A 20588-nucleotide genomic window follows, 5' to 3' on the forward strand; every position below is an offset into this window, starting at 1 on the left:
CTTTTAATATTATGGAAACTGAAACTTTTTTTATACATGTCCGTATGAAAGCGGGGGAGTGAGAAGTTTGGGAGAATTATTGAATGCAAACATTGTCTGCGCCGGTTATGCTGACAGGCCGAAGGTGATTTCTGATGTATCTCTGTCAGTCAACGCTGGTGAAATTGCCGGTTTAATCGGAGCGAACGGCGCGGGGAAAAGTACAGTGATAAAGGCGGTTCTCGGGCTGTCCCGGGATATTGAAGGCGGTATTGAGTGGAATGATTCATCTTATGCTTACATACCGGAGCGGCCGAGTTTTTACGATGAACTGACGCTTTGGGAGCACCTCGAGCTGACCGGGTCATTGCGGGGTATAGAAGGGGAAGAGTGCCGTGAGCGGGCAGGGCGGCTGCTTGAAGAGTTTTCGCTGACGTCTGTAAAACATGATTTGCCTTCCGGTTTTTCAAAAGGGATGCAGCAAAAGCTGATGCTCATACAGGCATTTTTGGCGAATCCGGATATTTACATCATTGATGAGCCTTTTATCGGACTTGATCCGATCTCAACGAAGCTGTTTACCGACATGCTGATTGCTGAGAAAGAAAGGGGCGCGGGGATTTTGATGTGCACGCATGTTCTGGATACGGCGGAAAAAATCTGCGACCGGTTTTATTTGCTGGATCAGGGCGCTCTGCTTCTTCAAGGCACGTTAGAGGAGCTTCAGGAAAAAACGGGGAGCCGTTCACTGCTGGATTGCTTTTATTCAGCGGTTCGGAGCAGTCAGCGATGACCGGTCGGGCTTTGTTTTTTCAAAGGCTGTTTCATTATTGGCGGTATCAATGGAAGGTGTTTCAGACGGTCATTGATTGGACGGTCGCGCTGTACATCGTTCTTCCCGCTGCCGCATTTGCCGTTTATCAATATGCTGAATGGCTGAACGGCAGGGGGCTTCTTAATGGAGCGGCAGGAGTATTAGGATGGGGCTGGCTGTATGTATTCAGTGCCCTGCTGTTGTGCACGGGTTTTATTCATACCTTTTTGCTGGAAGCGGATCACGTGTTTTTGGTGCATGCAAAACATCTGATGCAAAAGCTGAAACGGTACGCGCTTTTGTATTCGATGTTCCTTTCCCTTATCAAATGCGGTGCGCTTGCCGTATTGTTATTTCCCTTATGGCGCCAGTACGGTGACTGTACCTTACCGGCATATTCAGGTATGTTTTGCTGTCTGTTCGGCTTCCATACCGCGATATTAGCGGTGCACCGGCACAGAAAAAACAGCAGGCGGACATTCGGGAATCAGGCGGCGGGCTGGCTGAAAGTGATGGTTCTGACGGCGGGTGCGTTTTTTATGATCACCTTTGCCGCCGAATGGTATTGGCTTTGGCCGGCGGGATGTATATTGTTCATCTGTTCCGCTTTTTTGACTTGGAAAGGGACGGAGACATTATCAGCCTTTGAGGAAGAAGTGCTTGAGGAGAACAGGCGGAAGCTTTCACTCGCCGCCTCAGTTTTGATGCTCAGCCATGATGTGCAGCTCCCGAATGGTAAAAATAAAGGGCGGAGCAAGCCGTTTTTATATCCCGGCTCAAAGCACATCTTTACAAAACGGTCGGCGTATACGGCGTGGAAAGAATTGTTTTTTAAAGTGCTGATCCGAAACGGCGGGTATCTCCGGCAGCTTTACCTTTTAACCGCGGCTTTTACGGCTCTTATTCTCGTTCTTCCGCTCTTAGTGAAGCCGGCAGTCCTTATTTTATTTGCGATCGTCAGCCGCTATGCCGCGTCACTTTTATTTGACCGGATCACGGATAAACCGGTTTTAAGCGGTATCAAGAGAGACAGTGATGACTATTTCCGGTCGCGAAACAGTGCATTAACCGTCATTCAAATCATCTGTTCCGCCTGGTGTCTCATTGCCGCGATTCTTTCCGTTCTTTATATGTAAAAATCCCTTTCCGAAAAGGAAAGGGATTTTTCTTAATGTCCGTTCAAAATAAAAAGCTGAATAAAAAACAGCACGGCGAAGATGAGGACTAGAGGATGGATCTCGCGCCATTTTTTCTTAGCTGCTTTAACAAGCGGATATGAAATGAAGCCGAGTGCGATTCCGGTTGAAATACTGGACGTTAAAGGCATCGCCAAAATGACGAGAAAGGCCGGGAACGCTTCATCAAGCTCATTCCAGCGGATATTCGACACAGCACCCATCATCAGGCTGCCGACAATAATCAGAGCCGGTGACGTAATCGCGGACACTTCCGATAAGACGCTGACAAGCGGGCTGAAAAACATGGAAACGGCAAACATAACGGCAATCGTCAGCGCCGTCAGACCTGTTCTTCCGCCGGCGGCCACACCTGCTGAAGATTCAACGAACGCGGTCGTCGGGCTGGTGCCGAAGATGCTTCCGACCGTCGTAGCCGTCGAATCAGCCAACAGCGCTCTTCTGGCATTCGGCAGCTGATTGTTTTTGATCAATCCCGCCTGTTCGGCGACACCGATCATGGTGCCGGTTGTGTCAAAAATCGTAACGAGAAGAAAAGAAAACACAACGGCGTACAGACCGTGATGCACGACATCCCCGAGGGCACCGAACGGATTTGTGATCAAAAGACCCTCCGGCAGGCGCGGGAATGAAATGAACCCTTTCGCAAAATGGATCTGTCCGGTCAAAAAGGCAATGACGGCGGTCAGCGCCATTCCGATGAACAGAGCGCCGTTTACATTCAGCACCATCAGCACGATACTGATGATAAGTCCGATAAGCGTTAAAATGACGGCGGGCGAATGAAGATCGCCGAGTGCGACCAGATTGGATTTATCAGCCGTGATGATTCCGGATTGGCGTAGGCCGATAAAAGCGATAAATAAGCCGATGCCGGTCGTAATTCCGTATTTTAAATTGTCCGGAATCGCTTTTATAAGTTGTTTTCTTAAAGGCGTTAACGATAAAATAATAAAGATGACTCCCGCGATAAAAACGGCGCTGAAAGCCGTCTGATACGTAATGCCGCTGCCTGTGCCGACAACGTGAAAGGCGAGATACGCGTTTAAGCCCATGCCGGGGGCAATGGCGATCGGAAAATTCGCAGCGAGAGCCATCCATAAAGTTCCGACAATGGAAGCGATAATCGTCGCGGTGAACACCTGGTCAAACGGAATTCCCGCATTGGAAAGGATCACCGGATTGACGACAATGATATACACCATTGTGAAAAAGGTGGTCAATCCCGCGGTAATTTCTCTTTTTATTGTCGTTTGATGCTTGTCGAGATGAAACATAAGTACCTCCAATGACGAACATTTTTTCAAAACATCATCTATATTATTCGTTTTATCGACATTTTGCAAGTCTTTATCAAGAAAGGGGATTTGTGATGAACTGGGAAGTTGAAGTCATCAGAAACAAAGAAGATCTGATCCGTGACACGCAGAAGTTTTTGCAGATCAACAGCGTAATGGACGAATCAACAGCCGGTCCCGGCCGGCCGTTTGGAGAAGGCGTCAATGCCAGCCTGGCGTCACTGCTGGAATTCGGTAAAAAAGAAGGCTTCACCGTAAAGAATCTTGACGGCTATGCGGGCCATATTGAATGGGGAACGGGTGACAAAATCGTCGGTGTTTTGTGCCACGTCGATGTCGTTCCGCCCGGAGACGGCTGGACGAGCGATCCGTTTTCAGCCGATATCAGGGACGGCCGGATATATGCCAGAGGCGCCATTGATGATAAAGGGCCGACAATGGCGGCGTTTTATGCGCTGAAAATCGTCAAAGACATGCAGCTTCCTTTATCCAAACGCGTGAGAATCATCATCGGAACGGATGAAGAAAGTGATTGGAGATGCGTGGATCACTACTTCAAACACGAAAAAATGCCTGACATCGGCTTTGCTCCTGACGCAGATTTTCCGATCATTAACGCGGAAAAAGGAATTATAGATGCGTCACTGCGCATTGTAAAAAACGCTTCTGACAAAGACGCAAAAAACGTGCTTCTGTCATTCCGTTCAGGACTGCGCTTGAACATGGTGCCGGATGCGGCTGAAGCGGTTATTGAAGGGAACGGTCTTGATGGCGTGCACGCATATTTCAGCAAATGGCTTGAGCAGTCAAAAACACAAGGTGAAGCAGTTTCGGAAAATGGAAAACTGACGCTTCGGGTATACGGGAAATCATGCCACGCGATGGAACCGGATAATGGTATCAATGCCGGCTTAAAGCTTGCTGAATGCCTTAACGGAACAGAGCTGGATGGAGCCGGAAAGCACTTTGTCAAAACCGTCAGTGACTATTTTTTAAATGATACACGAGGCAAAAAGCTGAAAATTGATTGCAGGGATGACATCAGCGGAGAGCTTACATTGAATGTCGGCACCTTTACATACAGAAAGGGTGAGGATGGAGAACTCGGCATCAACATCCGTTATCCCGTCACTTCAGACAGCAAAGTCATCCGTGATGCTTTTACGTCTGCTGAAGAATTCCGGCTTGAAGAATTTAAAGACAGCAAACCGCACCACGTTTCTGCCGATCATCCGCTCGTAAAGACGCTTCAAAAGGTTTACGAAGGACAGACGGGAAAGAAAGCGGATCTGATTTCAATCGGCGGAGGAACGTATGCGAGATCCCTTTCGGCGGGCGTCGCGTTCGGTCCGCTGTTCCCCGGCCGGCCTGACAGCGCGCATCAAAAGGATGAGTACATTGAAATCGATGACCTTCTCAGGTCAACGGCTTTATATGCCGAAGCCATTTATGAACTTGCCAAGTGATAATAAAAAGGGACGCCGAAAGCGGCATCCCTTTTTATCATTCAAATGACCATAAATCCGTGGATAAATAACGTTCTCCCGTATCGGCCGTCATACAGATGACGATCTGTTCGGGAGGGAGGCGTTTGGCGGTTTCAATGGCGGCGAAGCAGGCGGCGCCTGAAGACGGGCCGACGAGTATGCCTTCTTCCCGGGCCAGACGACGTGTTGTCGTATACGCATCTTCATCAGATATTTTCATGATTTCATCGTAAACGTCCTGATTCAGTATGCCGGGAATAAATCCGGGGCTTGTCCCGACAAGCTTATGAGCGCCGGGTTTTCCGCCAGACAGGACGGGAGATCCCGCAGGCTCGGCGACATGAACAATCATATCCGGGAAAAGCTCTTTCAGCGTTTCTCCGGTTCCGGTAATGGTCCCGCCCGTTCCCGCCGTTGCCACAAAAGCACCGAGCGGTCTGTTGAGCTGCTGAACGGCCTGATAGATTTCAATGGCGGTCGTTTTTCGGTGGGCATCTGGATTTGCGCCGTTATCGAATTGCATCGGGATAAAACTTCCCGGAATCTGTTCGGCGAGTTCTTTCGCTTTTTTGATGCTGCCGGGCATTCTTTCCGCCCCCGGTGTTAACACAACCTCCGCGCCGTACGCTTTCAGGAGGTTGATGCGTTCTTTCGTCATCGTGTCAGGCATGACGAGGATTGCCTTGTAGCCGCGCGCCGCCGCGTTCATCGCCAGGCCGATGCCTGTGTTGCCGCTTGTCGGTTCGATGATGACAGAGCCGGGTTTTAAATGCCCGCTGTTTTCCGCTTCAATGATCATATTGTAAGCCGCTCTGTCTTTGACACTGCCGCTCGGGTTAAACGATTCTAATTTTAAATAGACCTGTGCTGCATGTTCTGGCTGAAGGCGATTGAGCTTTACGATCGGTGTGCCGCCGATCAGCTCCGCCGTGCTGTTTACGATTTTCAAGGCCGGCTCATTCCTTTCTGTATAAAACGTTCGGTACATAATATCCTATCATAATGAGCGGACAGGGTTCTCCTCTCCGCTTATCCGTTTTATAATAACACCATAACCAAAGAGGGGGAGATCCTCGTATGAAAGCTTCATTGCCGCATTATTTTATCGGCATTCCGATTCCGGCTGACATTGCTGAACCGATTTGGGAAGCAGCCAAAAAGGAGCCGGCGTTATCATTCAAAAAATGGGTGCACCCGCATGACTATCATATTACGCTCATTTTTCTCGGAGCCGCGGATGAAGAACGGCTTGCGAAATTATCGTCTCTGCTCGCAGATGCTGCGTCGGCAGCGCAGCCGTTTACCGTACAGTTTCAGCATCTGGATATTTTCGGCGACCGCAGACAGCCGAGAGTGCTTCACCTTGAGCCCGAACGGAATGAACTGCTCTTTGATTTGCGGGAAAAAACAAAACAGGCTGTTTTGAAAGCCGGTTTTCAAGTGGAAAAACGGCCGTATCACCCTCATATGACGATGGCGCGGAAGTGGGCGGGAGACCGGCCGTTTTCTGACGATGTGCCGTTTGAAAGCGGCAGGGTGCAAAGTGCCGTCAGCCGGTTTTCCCTGTTTCAGACCCATCTTGACCGGTCGCCTAAATACGAAGAAATCGCACAGTTTCAATTGACATAAACAAATATTCGGAGTGGAGAAATCACATGGCACAGATCATCAAAATTCACGACTGCATATCCAGATATGAACTTGATCCATACCATTATATGAACCAGTTTATCCGGCTGAAGAAAGAACGCTGGGAGGCGCTTCTTGAAGCGTTTGACCGGATAACGGGAGAAACGGAAACGGCTGCCGGCGGGGAAACCGATCAAGCGCCGGCCAGGAAAAAATTTTCCTTAAAAAAGAGAAAAGAAGAAAATACGGCCGATATAAATGAAAAGAGGCACCAATGGTTTGATGAACCGGAGGGAGAAGAGGCGCTGTTCGGGAATCTTCCGTCTCAAAAGTCTGAGCTCGCGCCTTTTTTCAAAGATCAGCTGTATGACTTTCAATTAAAATGGGCGAGCTCCACGCTTTCTCAAAAGTCTGAGCTTTCGCAGGCGGTCAAAAGGGACAGGATGTTAAAAATGCTGGCTCAAAAACTGCCCGATTCCTATTTTGTGATGTATCATCCGGTTCTGCAAATTCAGCAGGCGTCCGTCGAACTGAGCATTATCATCATCTCGCCGCTGGAGATTTTCTGCGCCGCTTTTATGGAAGCGGAAGAGGACAGTGTATATATCGGATCAAAACACCGTTTTTGGGAAGAAAGAGGCTCCGGCAGCACGCGCCAAGTATTGAATCCGTCTCTCAGCCTGCACCGGACGGGCTCGGTCGTTTCGCAAATCGTAAAAGAAAAGCAGGCCGACATTCCCGTGCGGAAGCTTTTGCTCAGCAGAACGTCTTATATTGATTACCCGGAGCCGCCGTACGGGCTGGAAATAGCTGATAAACGGACTGCGGCAGGGTGGCTGGAAAAGCAGCAGAAAAATACGGCGCCGATCAAGCACCACCAGCTGAAGGCGGCGAAGGCTCTTTTGTCTTACGGCTTGAGCGATTCAAGCCGGAGACAGGAATGGCTTGATTAAAGCGGACGTTTGCCGGCTGTCTCTTCATCTATGAAGCAGGTGAAAACAAACGATGAGTCAATGGTTTTTTATTATTAATCCGGTCTCAGGAGGCGGGCGGGGCCGGCGTGTCTGGAAATCAGTTCAAAAAGAGCTGACCAGGCGCGGGGTCAGCCACCGCTCTTTTTTGACCGGGCATCCCGGACATGCGGAGGTGCTGGCAAGACAGATTTCAATGATGCAGGATCATAAGCTTAAGCGGCTGTTCGTCATCGGCGGTGACGGGACGATGCATGAAGTCATTAACGGACTGAAAGGAACGGATCAGATTGAGCTGACCTTTGTGCCCGCCGGTTCGTACAATGACTTTTCCAAAGGGCTCGGTATTAAGAAGTCGGCGCTCCTCCAAGAAATCAAAAGTCTGCACCGCCCGCTCACACGGAAATTTTTTGCGGGAAACATCAACTTTTTTCATGACAAAGCGCAATCACTCTATTTTATTAACCACCTGTCTGTCGGCTTCGATGCCTCAGTTTTGAAGGCAGCCGCGAATTTTCCGTTTTCGCGCGTTCTTCGGTTTTTGCGTCTCGGCTTTGTGATTTACCCGCTCGCGCATTTACATACGGCCTCGGGGTTTCAGCCGTTCAGATTTGTTTGCACGGCAGACGGCCAGAGACGTGAATTCCGCAATGTCTGGTTTGTTATTGCGGCTAATCACCCTTATTACGGAGGCGGCATGAAAGCGGCGCCTTCAGCAAATCCCCGTCAAAACTATTTTGATATTGTCATTGCAGAAAACCTGTCCTTTTTTTCGCTGTATCGTTTTTTATGGGCGATGAGCTTCGGCCGGCATATCAAAATGGACGGAGTGACGATGATAAAGGGGAAGGAATTCGTTTTTGAAACAGATGGGAAAATTCCGTTTCACGCTGACGGCGAGCTGATCGGAACGACGCCGTTTCGGCTTATGCCGGGCGGTGCGCCATTGAAAATAAAAACATAATAAACAAATGAAACCCGTCAATTGTTTCACGGCAACAGAGCGGTTCGCGGCATAAATCTTCAGAATTCACAGGTGTTCTTGCTAGTTTTGCTTGACGAAGTTTGTGCTGTAGCGCTAAAATTTATAGGACGGCTATTGATTAGCATATGAGACTCTCAATAGCTGTCTTTTTTATTCTCATGAAATTGTTTATGACAGGCCGCTCCGCCAATAGAGAAAGGCTGGAGGCCTATTCTAAAATATTTTAAGAAATGATGGGTTGAACATTGATATGAACTGGTTGGGACAATTACTAGGTAGCGATTGGGAGATCTTCCCCGCCGGAGGAGCTACAGGAGATGCATATTATGCGAAACATAACGGCCAACAGCTTTTTTTAAAACGTAATAGCTCGCCCTTTTTAGCCGTGTTATCCGCCGAAGGCATTGTTCCGAAGCTGGTTTGGACAAAACGGATGGAAAACGGAGACGTCATTACGGCTCAGCATTGGATGGCGGGCAGGGAGCTGAAGGCAAAGGATATGAGCGGACGCCCGGTGGCTGAGCTGCTCCGCAAAATCCACACATCAAAAGCTTTGCTCGACATGCTGAAAAGATTGGGAAAAGAACCGCTTGATCCGGGCGCCCTTTTGTCGCAGCTGAAGCAGGCCGTCTTTGCCGTGCGGCAATTTTCGCCGCTTATTCAGGAAGGCCTTGCTTATTTGGAAGCTCATGTGGATCAGGTGCAATTCGGTGAAAAAGTCGTTTGCCATTGTGATGTGAATCATAATAACTGGCTTCTGTCTGAAGACAACCAGCTGTATTTAATAGATTGGGACGGCGCCATGATAGCCGATCCGGCCATGGATCTCGGCCCTTTATTGTATCATTACGTCGAAGAGCCAGCGTGGGACAGCTGGCTTGGGATGTACGGCATGAAGCTCACGGAAGGGCTTCGGCTGCGGATGGCGTGGTACATGTTATCGGAGACCATCACCTTCATCGCCTGGCACAAATCAAAAGGAAACGACAAAGCGTATCATGATGCCATGGAAGAGCTTCATGCCCTGATGAAGCGGATTGTCAAGTAGTCAGGAGTACGAATCCATCTGCTCCACCCATTGGGACAAATGGTTTTGGTGCTCCTGAATATGCGTGTCGATGGAATCGGCCGTGATGCCGGACTGGCTGTAGCGGTAGACATCCTCGAGCACGTTTTTTATATTTGAATCAAGCCCGGTGTTGGCCATCAGTGATTTGATGACGCGCTCCAGCTGTTCATACTCGGCAACCGTGCCGCAGCAATCCAATTGATGGTCGGCCAATATGTCCTTTAATAACCGGACCTGATGTTCGCTTGTTAAGCCCATGATTCATATACACATCCTTTCTGTGTCATACATTGTGCAAAGCGGTGCGGTTTTATGCATCACATGAGTGTTCCGGACCGGGGAGCCTCTTTTTTTATGCGGCCGGCGCCTTTAAAAGGCGCTTGCGGCTCTTTATGTTTCATGGTATGTTGTTACTCGAAATTATAGATAGAGGTGTCAATCATATGAGAATGCGCCATAAACCTTGGGCGAATGATTTTCTGGCAGAAAACGCTGACATCGCCATCAGTGATCCGGCCCAGTATAAAGGGCGGTGGAATACGGTCTTTGGCAATGACAACCCGATCCATATTGAAGTCGGTACGGGAAAAGGGCAGTTCATTTCAGGAATGGCCAAGCAGAATCCGGATATCAACTATATCGGAATTGAGCTGTTTAAAAGCGTCATCGTCACTGCCGTCCAAAAAGTAAAGGACAGCGGGGCTCATAATGTCCGTTTGTTAAATATAGACGCGGAAACACTGAATGACGTATTTGAACGGGGAGAAATCAAGCGTGTTTATTTAAACTTTTCTGACCCGTGGCCGAAAAACCGTCACGAAAAGCGCCGTTTAACATTTAAAACGTTCTTGAAAAAATACGAAGAAGTGATGGGCGAAACAGGTGAGATTCATTTCAAAACCGATAACCGCGGTTTATTCGAATACTCTCTGAAAAGCTTTTCCGAATACGGCCTGCTTCTGACAGAAGTCAGCCTAGATCTGCACAACAGCGATCCGAAGGGCAATATTATGACAGAATACGAAGAAAAATTCTCCGCACTCGGCCAGCCGATTTACCGGGCCGAAGTTGAATGGAGAACAAAAGACAGACTCTGATGCGGGAGTCTGTTTTTTTATGCCGCCATTTGCTACCATTATATCAGGAGGGATCAAGATGGAGACATTGAATATTGGGAATATTTCATTAACATGGCTGGACGGCGGTGTAACGCATATGGACGGCGGAGCGATGTTCGGCGTTGTCCCGAAGCCTTTATGGTCGAGAAAATACCCCGTAAATGACAAAAACCAGATTGAATTAAGAACAGACCCGATTCTGATCAGAACAAACGGCCTGAATATATTGGTTGACGCGGGTATCGGCAGAGGGAAATTTTCTGATAAACAAAAAAGGAATTACGGTGTAACACAGGAATCCAATTTAAAACACTCTCTTCGTGAACTCGGGCTTTCCTGTGAGGACATTCATATTGCGGCGATGACCCATCTTCATTTTGACCATGCATGCGGCTTGACGGAATACAGCGGAGAGGAGCTTGTCTCTGTTTTCCCGAATGCCCGCATTATCACTTCTGCAACAGAGTGGCGCGAAATGAGAAACCCTAATATCAGATCGAAAAATACATATTGGAGAGAAAATTGGGAGGCGGTACAAGATCAGGTCGAAACCTTTGAGAACGAGTATCAGCTGACAGAAGGCATTACGATGCACCACACCGGCGGCCACAGCGACGGCCACAGTGTCATCGTCTTAGAAGACGGCGGGGAGACGGCTGTGCATTTTGCCGACCTGATGCCGACGAATGCGCATAAAAATCCGTTATGGGTGCTGGCATATGATGATTATCCGATGACCTCCATTCCGCAAAAGCAGAAATGGCAGACGTTTGCGGCAGAAAAAGGCGCCTGGCTGATTTTCTATCACGACGCGATTTACAGAGCGGTAAAATGGGGAGAAGACGGCGAAGTGGCTGCATCTGTCAAACGGGAGAGAAAATAAGCGGATCGATGATTTACCTGTATGAATTTCGGGAATAAAAGCAAACCTAAGACAAATTGCTTTGAAAGGAAGAGACAGGTGAATCAATTTCAAGTGACGAAAGATGGAGAAATCAAAACAACTCTGCGCGGATTAGAAGTGCTTTCTACGCCTTTTTTAAATAAAGGGGTGGCCTTTACACAGGAGGAAAGAAAGGAACTCGGGCTCGAGGGATTTCTGCCGCCGAAAGTATTGACAATCGAAGAGCAGGCGAGGCGGGCCTACGAACAATTCAGTTCGCAGCCTGATGAGCTGAGCAAAAATGTGTACTTGACCGCTCTCCATGATCGGAATGAAACATTATTTTACAGGCTGTTAAATGATCATTTAGGCGAAATGCTGCCGATCGTATATACGCCGACCGTCGGCACCGCGATCCAGCGTTACAGCCACGAGTACAGAAAACCCCGCGGTCTGTATTTGTCAATAGATGACCCTGAAGGAATGCGCGCCGCATTTCAGCAGTTCGGAAAAAATGAAAACATTGACTTGATCGTTGCGACAGATGCGGAGGGCATTCTGGGAATCGGTGACTGGGGCGTCGGCGGCATCGCCATTTCTGTCGGAAAACTCGCGGTGTATACGGCGGCCGCCGGAATTGATCCGTCACGAGTGCTTGCGGTCGTTTTGGACGCGGGGACAAATCAAGAAAGCCTCTTAAATGACCCGCTGTATGTCGGAAACCAGCATTCAAGAGTGCGCGGCGAGAAATATGACCGCTTTATTGATGAGTATGTCTCGCTTGCCCGGGAAACATTCCCGAATGCGCTGCTTCATTGGGAGGATTTCGGCACGGCTAACGCCCGCGGCATATTAAAACGGTATAAAGATAAAGTCTGTACGTTTAACGATGACATTCAAGGAACAGGCGCGGTGTCGCTTGCATCTGTTTTAGCGTGTGCGAAAGCATCAAAAGTGCCTTTAAAAGAGCATAAAGTCGTCGTCTTCGGCGCGGGAACGGCCGGTATCGGAATTGCTGAGCAGCTGCGCGAAGCTATGGTGCATAACGGATTAAGCGAAGAAGAATCATACAGCCGCTTTTGGTGTATCGACAGAAACGGATTGTTGACGGATGATATGAAGGACTTGCGTGATTTTCAGGTTCCGTACGCCCGCCCTGCTGATGAAGTGAAAGAGTACGGCCGCAGCGGTGAAGGCGGATCAATTGATCTGGCGGAGACGGTGCGTCAGGCCAAGCCGACGATCCTGATCGGCACATCCACCGTCTCAGGCGCATTTACGGAAGAAATCGTCAAAGAAATGGCCTCACATGTCAAACGGCCGGCTATTTTGCCTATGTCAAATCCGACGACATTATCAGAAGCAAAACCTGAAGATTTAATTAAATGGACGGAAGGCCGCGCGCTTGTCACAACGGGAAGTCCGTTCCCGCCTGTTGCGTATAACGGCGTTACCTACCATATCGGACAGGCGAACAACGCGCTCGTATTCCCGGGACTCGGGCTCGGAACGATTGTGACAAAAGCAAGGCTCATTACGGACAATATGTTCGTTGCCTGCGCGAATGCCATCGCCGGTATGGTGGACGTCGGCAAGCCGGGCGCGCCGATGCTTCCGAAAGTGGAGGATCTCAGGACGGTATCGGCAACCGTGGCGGTAGCTGTAGCTAAAGCTGCGATTCAGGACGGTGTAGCGGAAACGGAACCCGAGGATCTGATCCAAGCGGTGCAGGACGCGATGTGGAACCCCGTATATAAACGAATTCGGCCGATGTAACCAAATAAAGCCCAAAACGCTGATGGTTTTGGGCTTTATTTTTTGCTTGTCCGAATTATGAGGCGACAGAATCAATGACATCGACAATCTGGCCTGTTTTTGCATTGACCATAACTTCATATTGCTCCAGTTCGCCGAATGCCGAACGTGTCACGCCGGTTTTGTATACCTGGATGGTTTCTCCGTTTACCTGGTAGGGCTCCGGCTCTGTGTAAATCCATGATCCGTCTATCGGCCCGCGCTGTTTAAAAGCCGCTTTCACGATACGGAGCGCTTTTTCTGAAGAGATATAAGGTTTCATCGCATACTTTTTCACTGCGATGGCAGCGCATAATCCGACTCCTGCACCTAAGAGAAAATGACGTAATTTCAATATGAAGCACCTCCAATTATGTCGTAGTTTTTATTATACAGAAGATGCCAGACGGTGTTAAGTAAAGCGGCGGTTTTACAGCCCATTCAATCTGAGCGCTTGGAAAACGGTTGTTTTTCTAATAAAATAAAAGCATTACATAGAAATGAGGGGAAAATATGAATGAGGAAACGAAAACGCTTTTCCGGACGCTGACGCAGCTTCCCGGCGCACCGGGAAATGAACATCAGGTCCGCTCTTTTATGAAACGGGAGCTTGCGAAATATGCGGATGACATCGTGCAGGACAGACTCGGAAGTGTTTTCGGAGTAAGGCGCGGCGCTGAAGATGCGCCGACCGTTATGGTAGCCGGGCATATGGACGAAGTCGGGTTTATGGTGACACAGATTACGGATAACGGCATGCTGAGATTTCAGACGCTCGGCGGCTGGTGGAGCCAGGTGCTGCTTGCCCAGCGCGTCGAGGTGCAGACGGATAACGGACCGATTATCGGCGTCATCTCAAGCATCCCGCCCCACATTTTAACGGATGCCCAGCGCGCAAAGCCGATGGAGATCAAAAATATGATGATTGATATCGGTGCCGATGACAGAGAGGACGCGGCCAAAATGGGGATCAGACCGGGACAGCAGGTCGTGCCGGTCTGCCCGTTCACCCCGATGGCCAACGAGAAGAAAATATTGTCCAAAGCGTGGGATAACCGCTACGGCTGCGGGTTAAGCATTGAACTATTAAAAGAGCTGCACGGAAAAGACCTGCCGAACAATCTGTACGCCGGGGCCACCGTTCAGGAGGAAGTCGGCTTGAGAGGGGCGCAGACAGCGGCCAACATGATTCAGCCTGATCTCTTCTTCGCGCTTGATGCCAGCCCGGCAAATGATATGAGCGGCGATAAGGAGCTGTTCGGCCGTCTCGGCGAGGGGGTGCTGCTCCGCATTCTCGACAGAACGACGGTCATGCACCGCGGGATGAGAGAGTTCGTCCTTGATATGGCGGAAACGCACAATATCCCTTATCAATATTTCGCTTCAGGCGGAGGAACGGATGCCGGACGCGTCCACATATCAAACAGCGGGGTTCCGTCTGCCGTCATCGGCATTTGTTCAAGATACATTCATACAAATGCCGCTATCATCCATGTCGATGATTATGCCGCGGCGAAAGAAATGCTCATTAAGCTGGTCATGGCGAGTGACAAACAGACGGTCGAAACGATCAGAGAAAATGTGTAAAAAAATAAGCAGTCAATAAGTCCCTTTGAATACTTATTGACTGCTGTTTTTACATTCTGTTTTAAGCCGCATGATCGAGACAGTTCTTTGTTGTGAATATAAGTGTAAAGCGTATTGTAAATAGAATTAGGTAACACATATTATTTTTCAATATTATTATCAAAATGGTTCCGATCCAGATAAACAACCTTCGAACCTTTATTGCAATGATAAACGTTTTTAAATCAAAAACATGCTGCAAGCATTGAGATGAGCAGCGATTTCACAAAGTCGAGTCATTTGCATTTTTATTTGTTCTGCAAGAAGGTATGATTATGACAAAAAAGACAAATATAAACTTTCCTCTTGAACTGATTAATACTGAAGTGGTGAGTGTAGGTAAGCAGGACCGCATAAAGGCGGCCTGCTTATTCTGTTTCAAATAAATAAGAGAGTGCTTTCATCGCTTGATTGACGGTTTCGACCGTGATATTCGCTTTTCCGGAAAGCTCTTTCAGCGGATGATGAAGTTCTTTCGGACGGATGAGAATGAGCGGCTTTCCTTTTGCGATGGCATAAGAAGCATCCATCGCGGTATTCCACTGTTTATATTTCTCGCCAAACAGGGCGATCACAAAATCGGCTTTTTCCATCAGCACCTCTGTACGGAAATTGTTGATATCAGAAGCTCTGGCGTCTTTTAAAACAGAATCGGGCTGCACGCCCATAATCTCTTCTCCGATATTGTCTGAGCGTTCATGGTTTTCCATCGGACCGACAAACGTAATCGGCAGGTTCAGCGCTTTGGCTTTTTGTTTGATTTCATCCCGCCAATCACTGTGGATTTCACCCGCTAAATACACGACAAACTGCATCTTTTGCCCCTCCTTATGTACATATTCAGATTTTCGTACGGCTACAAGCAAAATGGTAAACGAAACTTGCTTGATAATGCAAATGAAATATGATAATGATATTGCATATAGTTGGTCTTGCCGTAAACAGTCTGGTATGATCCAATTGGACAAACATCAGCATATAAAAAACTCATAATCCAGATGGAGGAATGACAATGAAAAAGATTGAAAGCACGGAAGAATTGCAAAAAGCGGTACAAGACGATTGGGCGGTATTTATGTTTTCAGCGGATTGGTGCCCGGACTGCCGCTTTGTGGAGCCGTTTCTCCCTGAGCTGGAAGCGGACTTTCCTGAATTCACTTATTACTACGTAGACCGCGATCAATTTATTGATACATGCGCGGAATGGGAAATTTACGGCATTCCGAGCTTTGTTGTGTTTAACGGAGGAAAAGAAGTGAACCGCTTCGTCAGCAAAGACCGTAAAACAAAAGAAGAAATTGAGCAATTTTTAACCGATTCCCTTGCTAAAGCATAAAGGAGGCCACGGGCTTTGAAAATGACGTCAAGGAAGCTGGCGGATTTATTAAAACAGCGCCTGCAGCACGAGAACCGATCCTTCTTTTTTGACAGAGAAAAAGACACCCTCCGTGTTGAGGATCAAACGACCAAAAAAGGCATCACATTGGAGCTCCCGCCGATCATTGCGAAGTGGGAGACGAAAAAAGAAGAAGCGATCGACGAAATCGTCTACTATGTGTCAGAAGCGATGGAGGCGATGGAAGGAAGCGGACAGGAGATGTCCGGAAAGGAAGCCGGAATCTATCCGGTCATCCGCTCCACGTCATTTCCCGATCAAACGAGCGACGGCATTCCGCTCGTGTATGATGACCATACGGCCGAAACAAGAATCTACTACGCGCTTGACCTCGGCAAGACGTACCGCTTAATTGACAGCCGTATGCTCGAGAAAGAAAACTGGACAAAAGAACGGATCAGGGAGACGGCGTCATTCAATCTCCGCTCTCTTCCTTCGGTCGTGAAACAGGATACGGTTGCGGATAATTATTTTTATTTTTTCAGGGCGAATGACGGCTATGACGCCAGCCGGATTCTCAATGATTCGATTCTTCATGAATATAAGCAGGCCGCTGAAGGCGAATTGGCGATTTCCGTCCCGCATCAGGATGTATTAATACTTGCTGACATTCGAAATGAATCGGGTTATGATATTTTAGGGCAAATGTCCATGAGCTTCTTTGCAAGCGGCACGGTGCCGATTACGGCCCTTTCATTTCTGTATAATGAAGGCAGACTGGAACCTGTGTTTATCATGGCGAAAAGCCGGCCGAAAAAGGATTAGAAAGGATTTTTCTTATGAACGCTTTTTACAATAAAGAAGGTGTGGGAGATACGCTTCTGATCTCTCTTAAAGATGCAGCACGCGAAGAAATCGGCTATGAAAGAGAAGGCGATGTCGTCAGAATCTTTAACAAAGAAACAAAAGAAACGACGGGCTTTAACATTTTTAACGTGTCTTCTTACTTACAGATTGAAGACAACGGCCCCGTCGCTTTGTCTGAGACTTTCGTACAGGATGTGAATGAAATACTGAACAGAAACGGCGTTTCAGAAACGCTGACGGTTGACCTTTCTCCGAAATTTGTTGTCGGTCACGTTGAATCGAAAGAAAAACATCCGAATGCGGATAAACTGAATATCTGCCAAGTGAATGTCGGAGAGGAAACCCTTCAAATCGTTTGCGGCGCGCCGAACGTGGACAAAGGGCAAAAAGTCGTCGTCGCTAAAGTCGGTGCGGTAATGCCGAGCGGACTTGTGATTAAAGACGCTGAATTAAGAGGCGTTCCGTCAAGCGGCATGATCTGCTCCGCGAAAGAACTCGCTTTGCCGGATGCGCCCGCGGAAAAAGGGATTCTTGTTCTTGAAGACAGCCGCGAGGCCGGCGAAGCATTTCAATTCTAACTCCCATAAATAAGCGCACAGAATCGAATGATGTGAGAGAAAGCCGTTAAGCAGGCCTGCTTAACGGCTTTCTTCAGTTGGGAGCTTAATCTTTTCTGAGCCGCCCGGCAATGGTATACTAAATATCGTCCCAGACTACTAAAAAGGGAGTTAGAGAGTGATTAAACATGAGTTGGCTGAATAAATTTTTTGACTTATTTTTAGGTGAAAAAGAAGAAGAGCATGAACGTGAACCGAACACGCATGCCCAAATCCAGAAACAGCACATACCGGATCAGCCAGAAGGCAAATTAACGCGCATGGAAGATCCTAAAATATATTACGAATATCCGAAAGGGAATTTCCGCTTCCCGGTCGTTCCGGACGGCTATAAGCGAACGGAGCAAAACCAAAGACAGCGGGAAAGGCACGAACGCCGCCAGCCGTCCCGGGGTTATGCCGCCGGGAAGGAGCAAACGGAGCGGAAACAGCATACACATAAAGAGCCTGATACGGTGAAAAAGCCCTTTAAACCGTCATCCATTCCTTCACCGGTTTACGGCTTTCAATCTCAGCACAGCATCAAAAAAGCGCCTATTTCCGAAAAGCGGCGTGAAGAGAACGTAACATTGCTGTCAGAGGAGCAATTTGTTCCGCCAAAATCCGGTCAGGAAACGGAAAAAGAGCCCGTCTTCACAACATCCGCCATAACAAAACAGACGAATGACCGGCCAGAACCGTTTGCGAAACAAGAAACGGAAGAAATTCCGGCCGTTAAAAAAGAGGAGCTTCACACCGAGGCTGAGAATGCAAAAGAGCAAGTGTTTGCAGCACCAGAACCGCAGCAGGCTGAAGAGCTGGAGCACACCGAAAGCGCGGAGTCTGCCGGCTTTACAGAAGAACAAGAGCATGAACAAACCCGCCCGCAGCCTATAAGAGAGCCTGAGTATGAAGCAGCCCGCACGGCTGAAAACACAGAGGAACAAGCGGCGCCGGAGGGGGAACATCAGGAGCCTGAGCCGGAAAAAGCACCGCCTTTTGAAACCGCAGAAGAACCGGTGTATACATACACAGAACCCGGATACGAGGAAATTCAGCCGCAGTCTGAAGACAAGCCCGAATCAGCTGAACCCGACGCGAAACAGGAAGCAGACTCTCAGCCTGAGTACAATGAAGCAGAGCGGCATTCAGACCCCGAGCCTGAACCTGTAAGCATTGAGACGGCCGATGCCCCGTCCCGGCCTGCCGAGGAAAAAACGGAGCATCACGGACAGCCTCAGACTGTGAGAAAAGCGGAGCGGCCGAAAGAGCGCAATGTTCCGTTTAACGTCATGATGCTTAAAAGCGATAAACACAAGCAGACGAAGACGCCAGAGGGCGGAGCGAGCTATGTCTTTCCGAATCTGTCGCTTCTGGACGTACCGCCGGCGCAAAGACATGACGACCAATCGTGGATTGAAGAACAGCGCGAGCTTTTAAACGTTACGCTGAAAAACTTTAATGTGCGCGCCCAAGTCGTTCATGTCACACAAGGCCCGTCCGTCACACGTTTTGAAGTGCATCCTGAGCCCGGAGTGAAAGTAAACAAAATTACAAACTTAGCAGATGATATTAAACTGAGCCTGTCTGCCAAGGATATTCGGATTGAGGCGCCGATCCCCGGTAAAAACACGATCGGCATTGAAGTTCCGAACCGCGTAAGCAAAGTCGTCGATTTAAGGCAGATGATCAGAAGCGCCGCTTTCAGGACGAATCCGTCTCCGCTTACAGCCGCGCTCGGTGTCGATATTTCCGGAAACCCGGTCGTCATTGATTTGAAAAAGATGCCGCACGGGTTGATAGCGGGTGCGACAGGATCGGGAAAAAGCGTCTGCATCAATACCATTTTGGTCAGTCTGCTTTATAAGGCGGATCCGAGTGATGTCAAAATGCTTCTGATTGATCCGAAAATGGTCGAGCTTGCGCCTTATAACCAAATTCCGCATTTGGTCAGCCCCGTCATCACGGACGCCAAAGCCGCGACCGCCGCGTTAAAATGGGTTGTGGAAGAGATGGAACGGCGGTATGAACTGTTTGCCCATTCGGGTGTGAGAGATATCGGACGCTTTAATGAATTAACGGCCGATCATAAGACAGGCGAAAAGCTCCCTTACCTCGTAGTGGTCATTGATGAGCTTGCCGATTTAATGATGGTCGCGCCGAACGATGTGGAAGAAAGCATTGCCAGAATCGCGCAGAAAGCGAGAGCCTGCGGCATTCATCTGCTTGTCGCGACACAGCGTCCGTCTGTCGATGTCATTACCGGAATGATCAAGGCGAACATACCGACGAGGATTGCATTCTCCGTCTCAAGCCAGGTAGATTCCAGAACGATCATCGACATGGCGGGAGCGGAAAAGCTGCTCGGAAAAGGCGACATGCTGTACTGGGAAAACGGTACCGGAAAACCGGTGCGCCTGCAGGGCAACTTTGTATCCGACAGAGAGATTGACCGCGTCGTCTCTCATGTCAGAAAGCAGCTGCCGCCTTCTTATTTGTTTGAACAGGAAGAACTGATCAGGCAGGGAACCGCCCTTAAGGAAGAAGACGAACTGTTTCCTGAGGCGTGCCAATTCGTCGTGGAGCAAAACAGCGCCAGCACCTCAAGCCTTCAAAGAAGGTTCAGAATCGGTTATAACCGCGCCGCGAGGCTGATTGACATGATGGAAGCCGAAGGCATGATCTCAGAAGCGAAGGGCAGCAAACCGCGTGAAGTGCTGATTACGGCCGCTGACATTTCTCAAGAATAAGAATATCGTTCATTTTTCTCACAAACATGGTATGATAGTGGATGGACCATCAAAACTGCATCACTGTCACGCGCTGAAATATCATGCGGCAGGTTTAATCAAAAAGAAAGTTACAGATACTGACGATAACGTAAAAATAAATGGAAGCGCCGCTGTGCGGGCTTTTCGCCCGCTGCGGTCGCAAAATGAA

20 protein-coding genes are annotated in these 20588 nt (G+C 48.7%); 15 read left to right on the forward strand and 5 right to left on the reverse strand.

From position 1 onward, the window contains the following. The first annotated feature begins 67 nt into the window (after nt 1-67). Together C5I45_RS05550 and C5I45_RS05555 are read left to right on the forward strand one after the other, a co-directional pair. A complete protein-coding gene (locus C5I45_RS05550; RefSeq protein ID WP_014305606.1) occupies nt 68-772 on the forward strand; it encodes an ABC transporter ATP-binding protein in 705 nt (234 codons plus the stop codon). Continuing rightward, nucleotides 769-1929, forward strand: a complete 1161-nt coding sequence (locus C5I45_RS05555; protein ID WP_107994264.1) for an ABC transporter permease — start codon at nt 769-771, stop codon at nt 1927-1929. The genes C5I45_RS05550 and C5I45_RS05555 overlap by 4 nt, the downstream gene beginning before the upstream one ends. A 32-nt stretch (nt 1930-1961) precedes the next feature. On the opposite strand, the gene C5I45_RS05560 is transcribed toward C5I45_RS05555, so the two are convergent. Continuing rightward, a complete protein-coding gene (locus C5I45_RS05560; RefSeq protein WP_107994265.1) occupies nt 1962-3266 on the reverse strand; it encodes an NCS2 family permease in 1305 nt (434 codons plus the stop codon). Between the two features lie 95 nt (nt 3267-3361). On the opposite strand from C5I45_RS05560, the gene pepV reads away from it, so the two are divergent. Next, entirely contained in the window at nt 3362-4753 is a 1392-nt protein-coding gene (pepV, locus tag C5I45_RS05565; RefSeq protein WP_046559985.1) for a dipeptidase PepV, read from the forward strand. 37 nt (nt 4754-4790) lie between these two features. Here the strand turns inward: pepV and cysK are convergent, their stop codons facing one another. Beyond that, a complete protein-coding gene (gene cysK, locus C5I45_RS05570; protein ID WP_014305602.1) occupies nt 4791-5762 on the reverse strand; it encodes a cysteine synthase A in 972 nt (323 codons plus the stop codon). Nucleotides 5763-5851: 89 nt separating this feature from the next. On the opposite strand from cysK, the gene thpR reads away from it, so the two are divergent. The 4 genes from thpR (at nt 5852) to C5I45_RS05590 (ending at nt 9407) form a co-directional block, all read left to right on the forward strand. Further along, complete coding sequence (gene thpR / locus C5I45_RS05575; RefSeq protein WP_003152349.1) at nt 5852-6403, forward strand: RNA 2',3'-cyclic phosphodiesterase; 552 nt, start codon at nt 5852-5854, stop codon at nt 6401-6403. A gap of 26 nt (nt 6404-6429) precedes the next feature. Next, on the forward strand, nt 6430-7356 hold the full coding sequence (locus tag C5I45_RS05580) for a hypothetical protein (protein ID WP_046559984.1): 927 nt from the start codon (nt 6430-6432) through the stop codon (nt 7354-7356). A gap of 52 nt (nt 7357-7408) precedes the next feature. After that, nucleotides 7409-8338, forward strand: a complete 930-nt coding sequence (locus tag C5I45_RS05585) for a YegS/Rv2252/BmrU family lipid kinase (RefSeq protein WP_003152353.1) — start codon at nt 7409-7411, stop codon at nt 8336-8338. Nucleotides 8339-8609: 271 nt separating this feature from the next. Next, nucleotides 8610-9407: a phosphotransferase family protein gene (locus C5I45_RS05590; protein WP_003152355.1), complete on the forward strand. Its 798-nt coding sequence runs from the start codon at nt 8610-8612 to the stop codon at nt 9405-9407. Here the strand turns inward: C5I45_RS05590 and C5I45_RS05595 are convergent, their stop codons facing one another. Continuing rightward, nucleotides 9408-9686: a YtzH-like family protein gene (locus tag C5I45_RS05595; RefSeq protein WP_003152357.1), complete on the reverse strand. Its 279-nt coding sequence runs from the start codon at nt 9684-9686 to the stop codon at nt 9408-9410. It abuts the gene before it with no gap. Nucleotides 9687-9871: 185 nt separating this feature from the next. Here C5I45_RS05595 and trmB point away from each other — a divergent pair, with 185 nt between their 5' ends. From trmB to C5I45_RS05610, 3 genes are all read left to right on the forward strand, one after another. Beyond that, a complete protein-coding gene (gene trmB, locus C5I45_RS05600) occupies nt 9872-10525 on the forward strand; it encodes a tRNA (guanosine(46)-N7)-methyltransferase TrmB (protein ID WP_003152359.1) in 654 nt (217 codons plus the stop codon). A gap of 58 nt (nt 10526-10583) precedes the next feature. Then, nucleotides 10584-11429, forward strand: coding sequence for a YtnP family quorum-quenching lactonase (locus tag C5I45_RS05605; RefSeq protein WP_003152361.1), 846 nt, complete (start codon nt 10584-10586; stop codon nt 11427-11429). 78 nt (nt 11430-11507) lie between these two features. Further along, a complete protein-coding gene (locus C5I45_RS05610; protein ID WP_063174658.1) occupies nt 11508-13205 on the forward strand; it encodes an NAD-dependent malic enzyme in 1698 nt (565 codons plus the stop codon). Between the two features lie 55 nt (nt 13206-13260). On the opposite strand, the gene C5I45_RS05615 is transcribed toward C5I45_RS05610, so the two are convergent. Then, complete coding sequence (locus C5I45_RS05615) at nt 13261-13578, reverse strand: PepSY domain-containing protein (protein WP_003152366.1); 318 nt, start codon at nt 13576-13578, stop codon at nt 13261-13263. A 158-nt stretch (nt 13579-13736) separates the two neighbouring features. On the opposite strand from C5I45_RS05615, the gene C5I45_RS05620 reads away from it, so the two are divergent. Then, nucleotides 13737-14810, forward strand: a complete 1074-nt coding sequence (locus C5I45_RS05620; RefSeq protein WP_043867352.1) for a M42 family metallopeptidase — start codon at nt 13737-13739, stop codon at nt 14808-14810. A gap of 407 nt (nt 14811-15217) precedes the next feature. Here the strand turns inward: C5I45_RS05620 and C5I45_RS05625 are convergent, their stop codons facing one another. Next, on the reverse strand, nt 15218-15664 hold the full coding sequence (locus C5I45_RS05625; RefSeq protein ID WP_003152372.1) for a YtoQ family protein: 447 nt from the start codon (nt 15662-15664) through the stop codon (nt 15218-15220). Nucleotides 15665-15861: 197 nt separating this feature from the next. On the opposite strand from C5I45_RS05625, the gene C5I45_RS05630 reads away from it, so the two are divergent. From C5I45_RS05630 to C5I45_RS05645, 4 genes are all read left to right on the forward strand, one after another. Continuing rightward, complete coding sequence (locus C5I45_RS05630; protein WP_003152373.1) at nt 15862-16185, forward strand: thioredoxin family protein; 324 nt, start codon at nt 15862-15864, stop codon at nt 16183-16185. 15 nt (nt 16186-16200) lie between these two features. Next, nucleotides 16201-17010 (forward strand): DUF1444 domain-containing protein, encoded by an 810-nt coding sequence (locus C5I45_RS05635; RefSeq protein WP_012118213.1) that lies wholly within the window; start codon nt 16201-16203, stop codon nt 17008-17010. 14 nt (nt 17011-17024) lie between these two features. Then, on the forward strand, nt 17025-17630 hold the full coding sequence (gene ytpR / locus C5I45_RS05640; protein ID WP_003152375.1) for a YtpR family tRNA-binding protein: 606 nt from the start codon (nt 17025-17027) through the stop codon (nt 17628-17630). A 167-nt stretch (nt 17631-17797) separates the two neighbouring features. Continuing rightward, the gene (locus C5I45_RS05645) at nt 17798-20398 is read left to right on the forward strand and encodes a DNA translocase FtsK (RefSeq protein WP_107994266.1); all 2601 of its coding nucleotides are present in this window, start codon (nt 17798-17800) and stop codon (nt 20396-20398) included. Nucleotides 20399-20588 lie beyond the last annotated feature (190 nt).

Source organism: Bacillus sp. ZY-1-1 (assembly GCF_003047165.1).
Lineage (GTDB): Bacteria > Bacillota > Bacilli > Bacillales > Bacillaceae > Bacillus > Bacillus velezensis.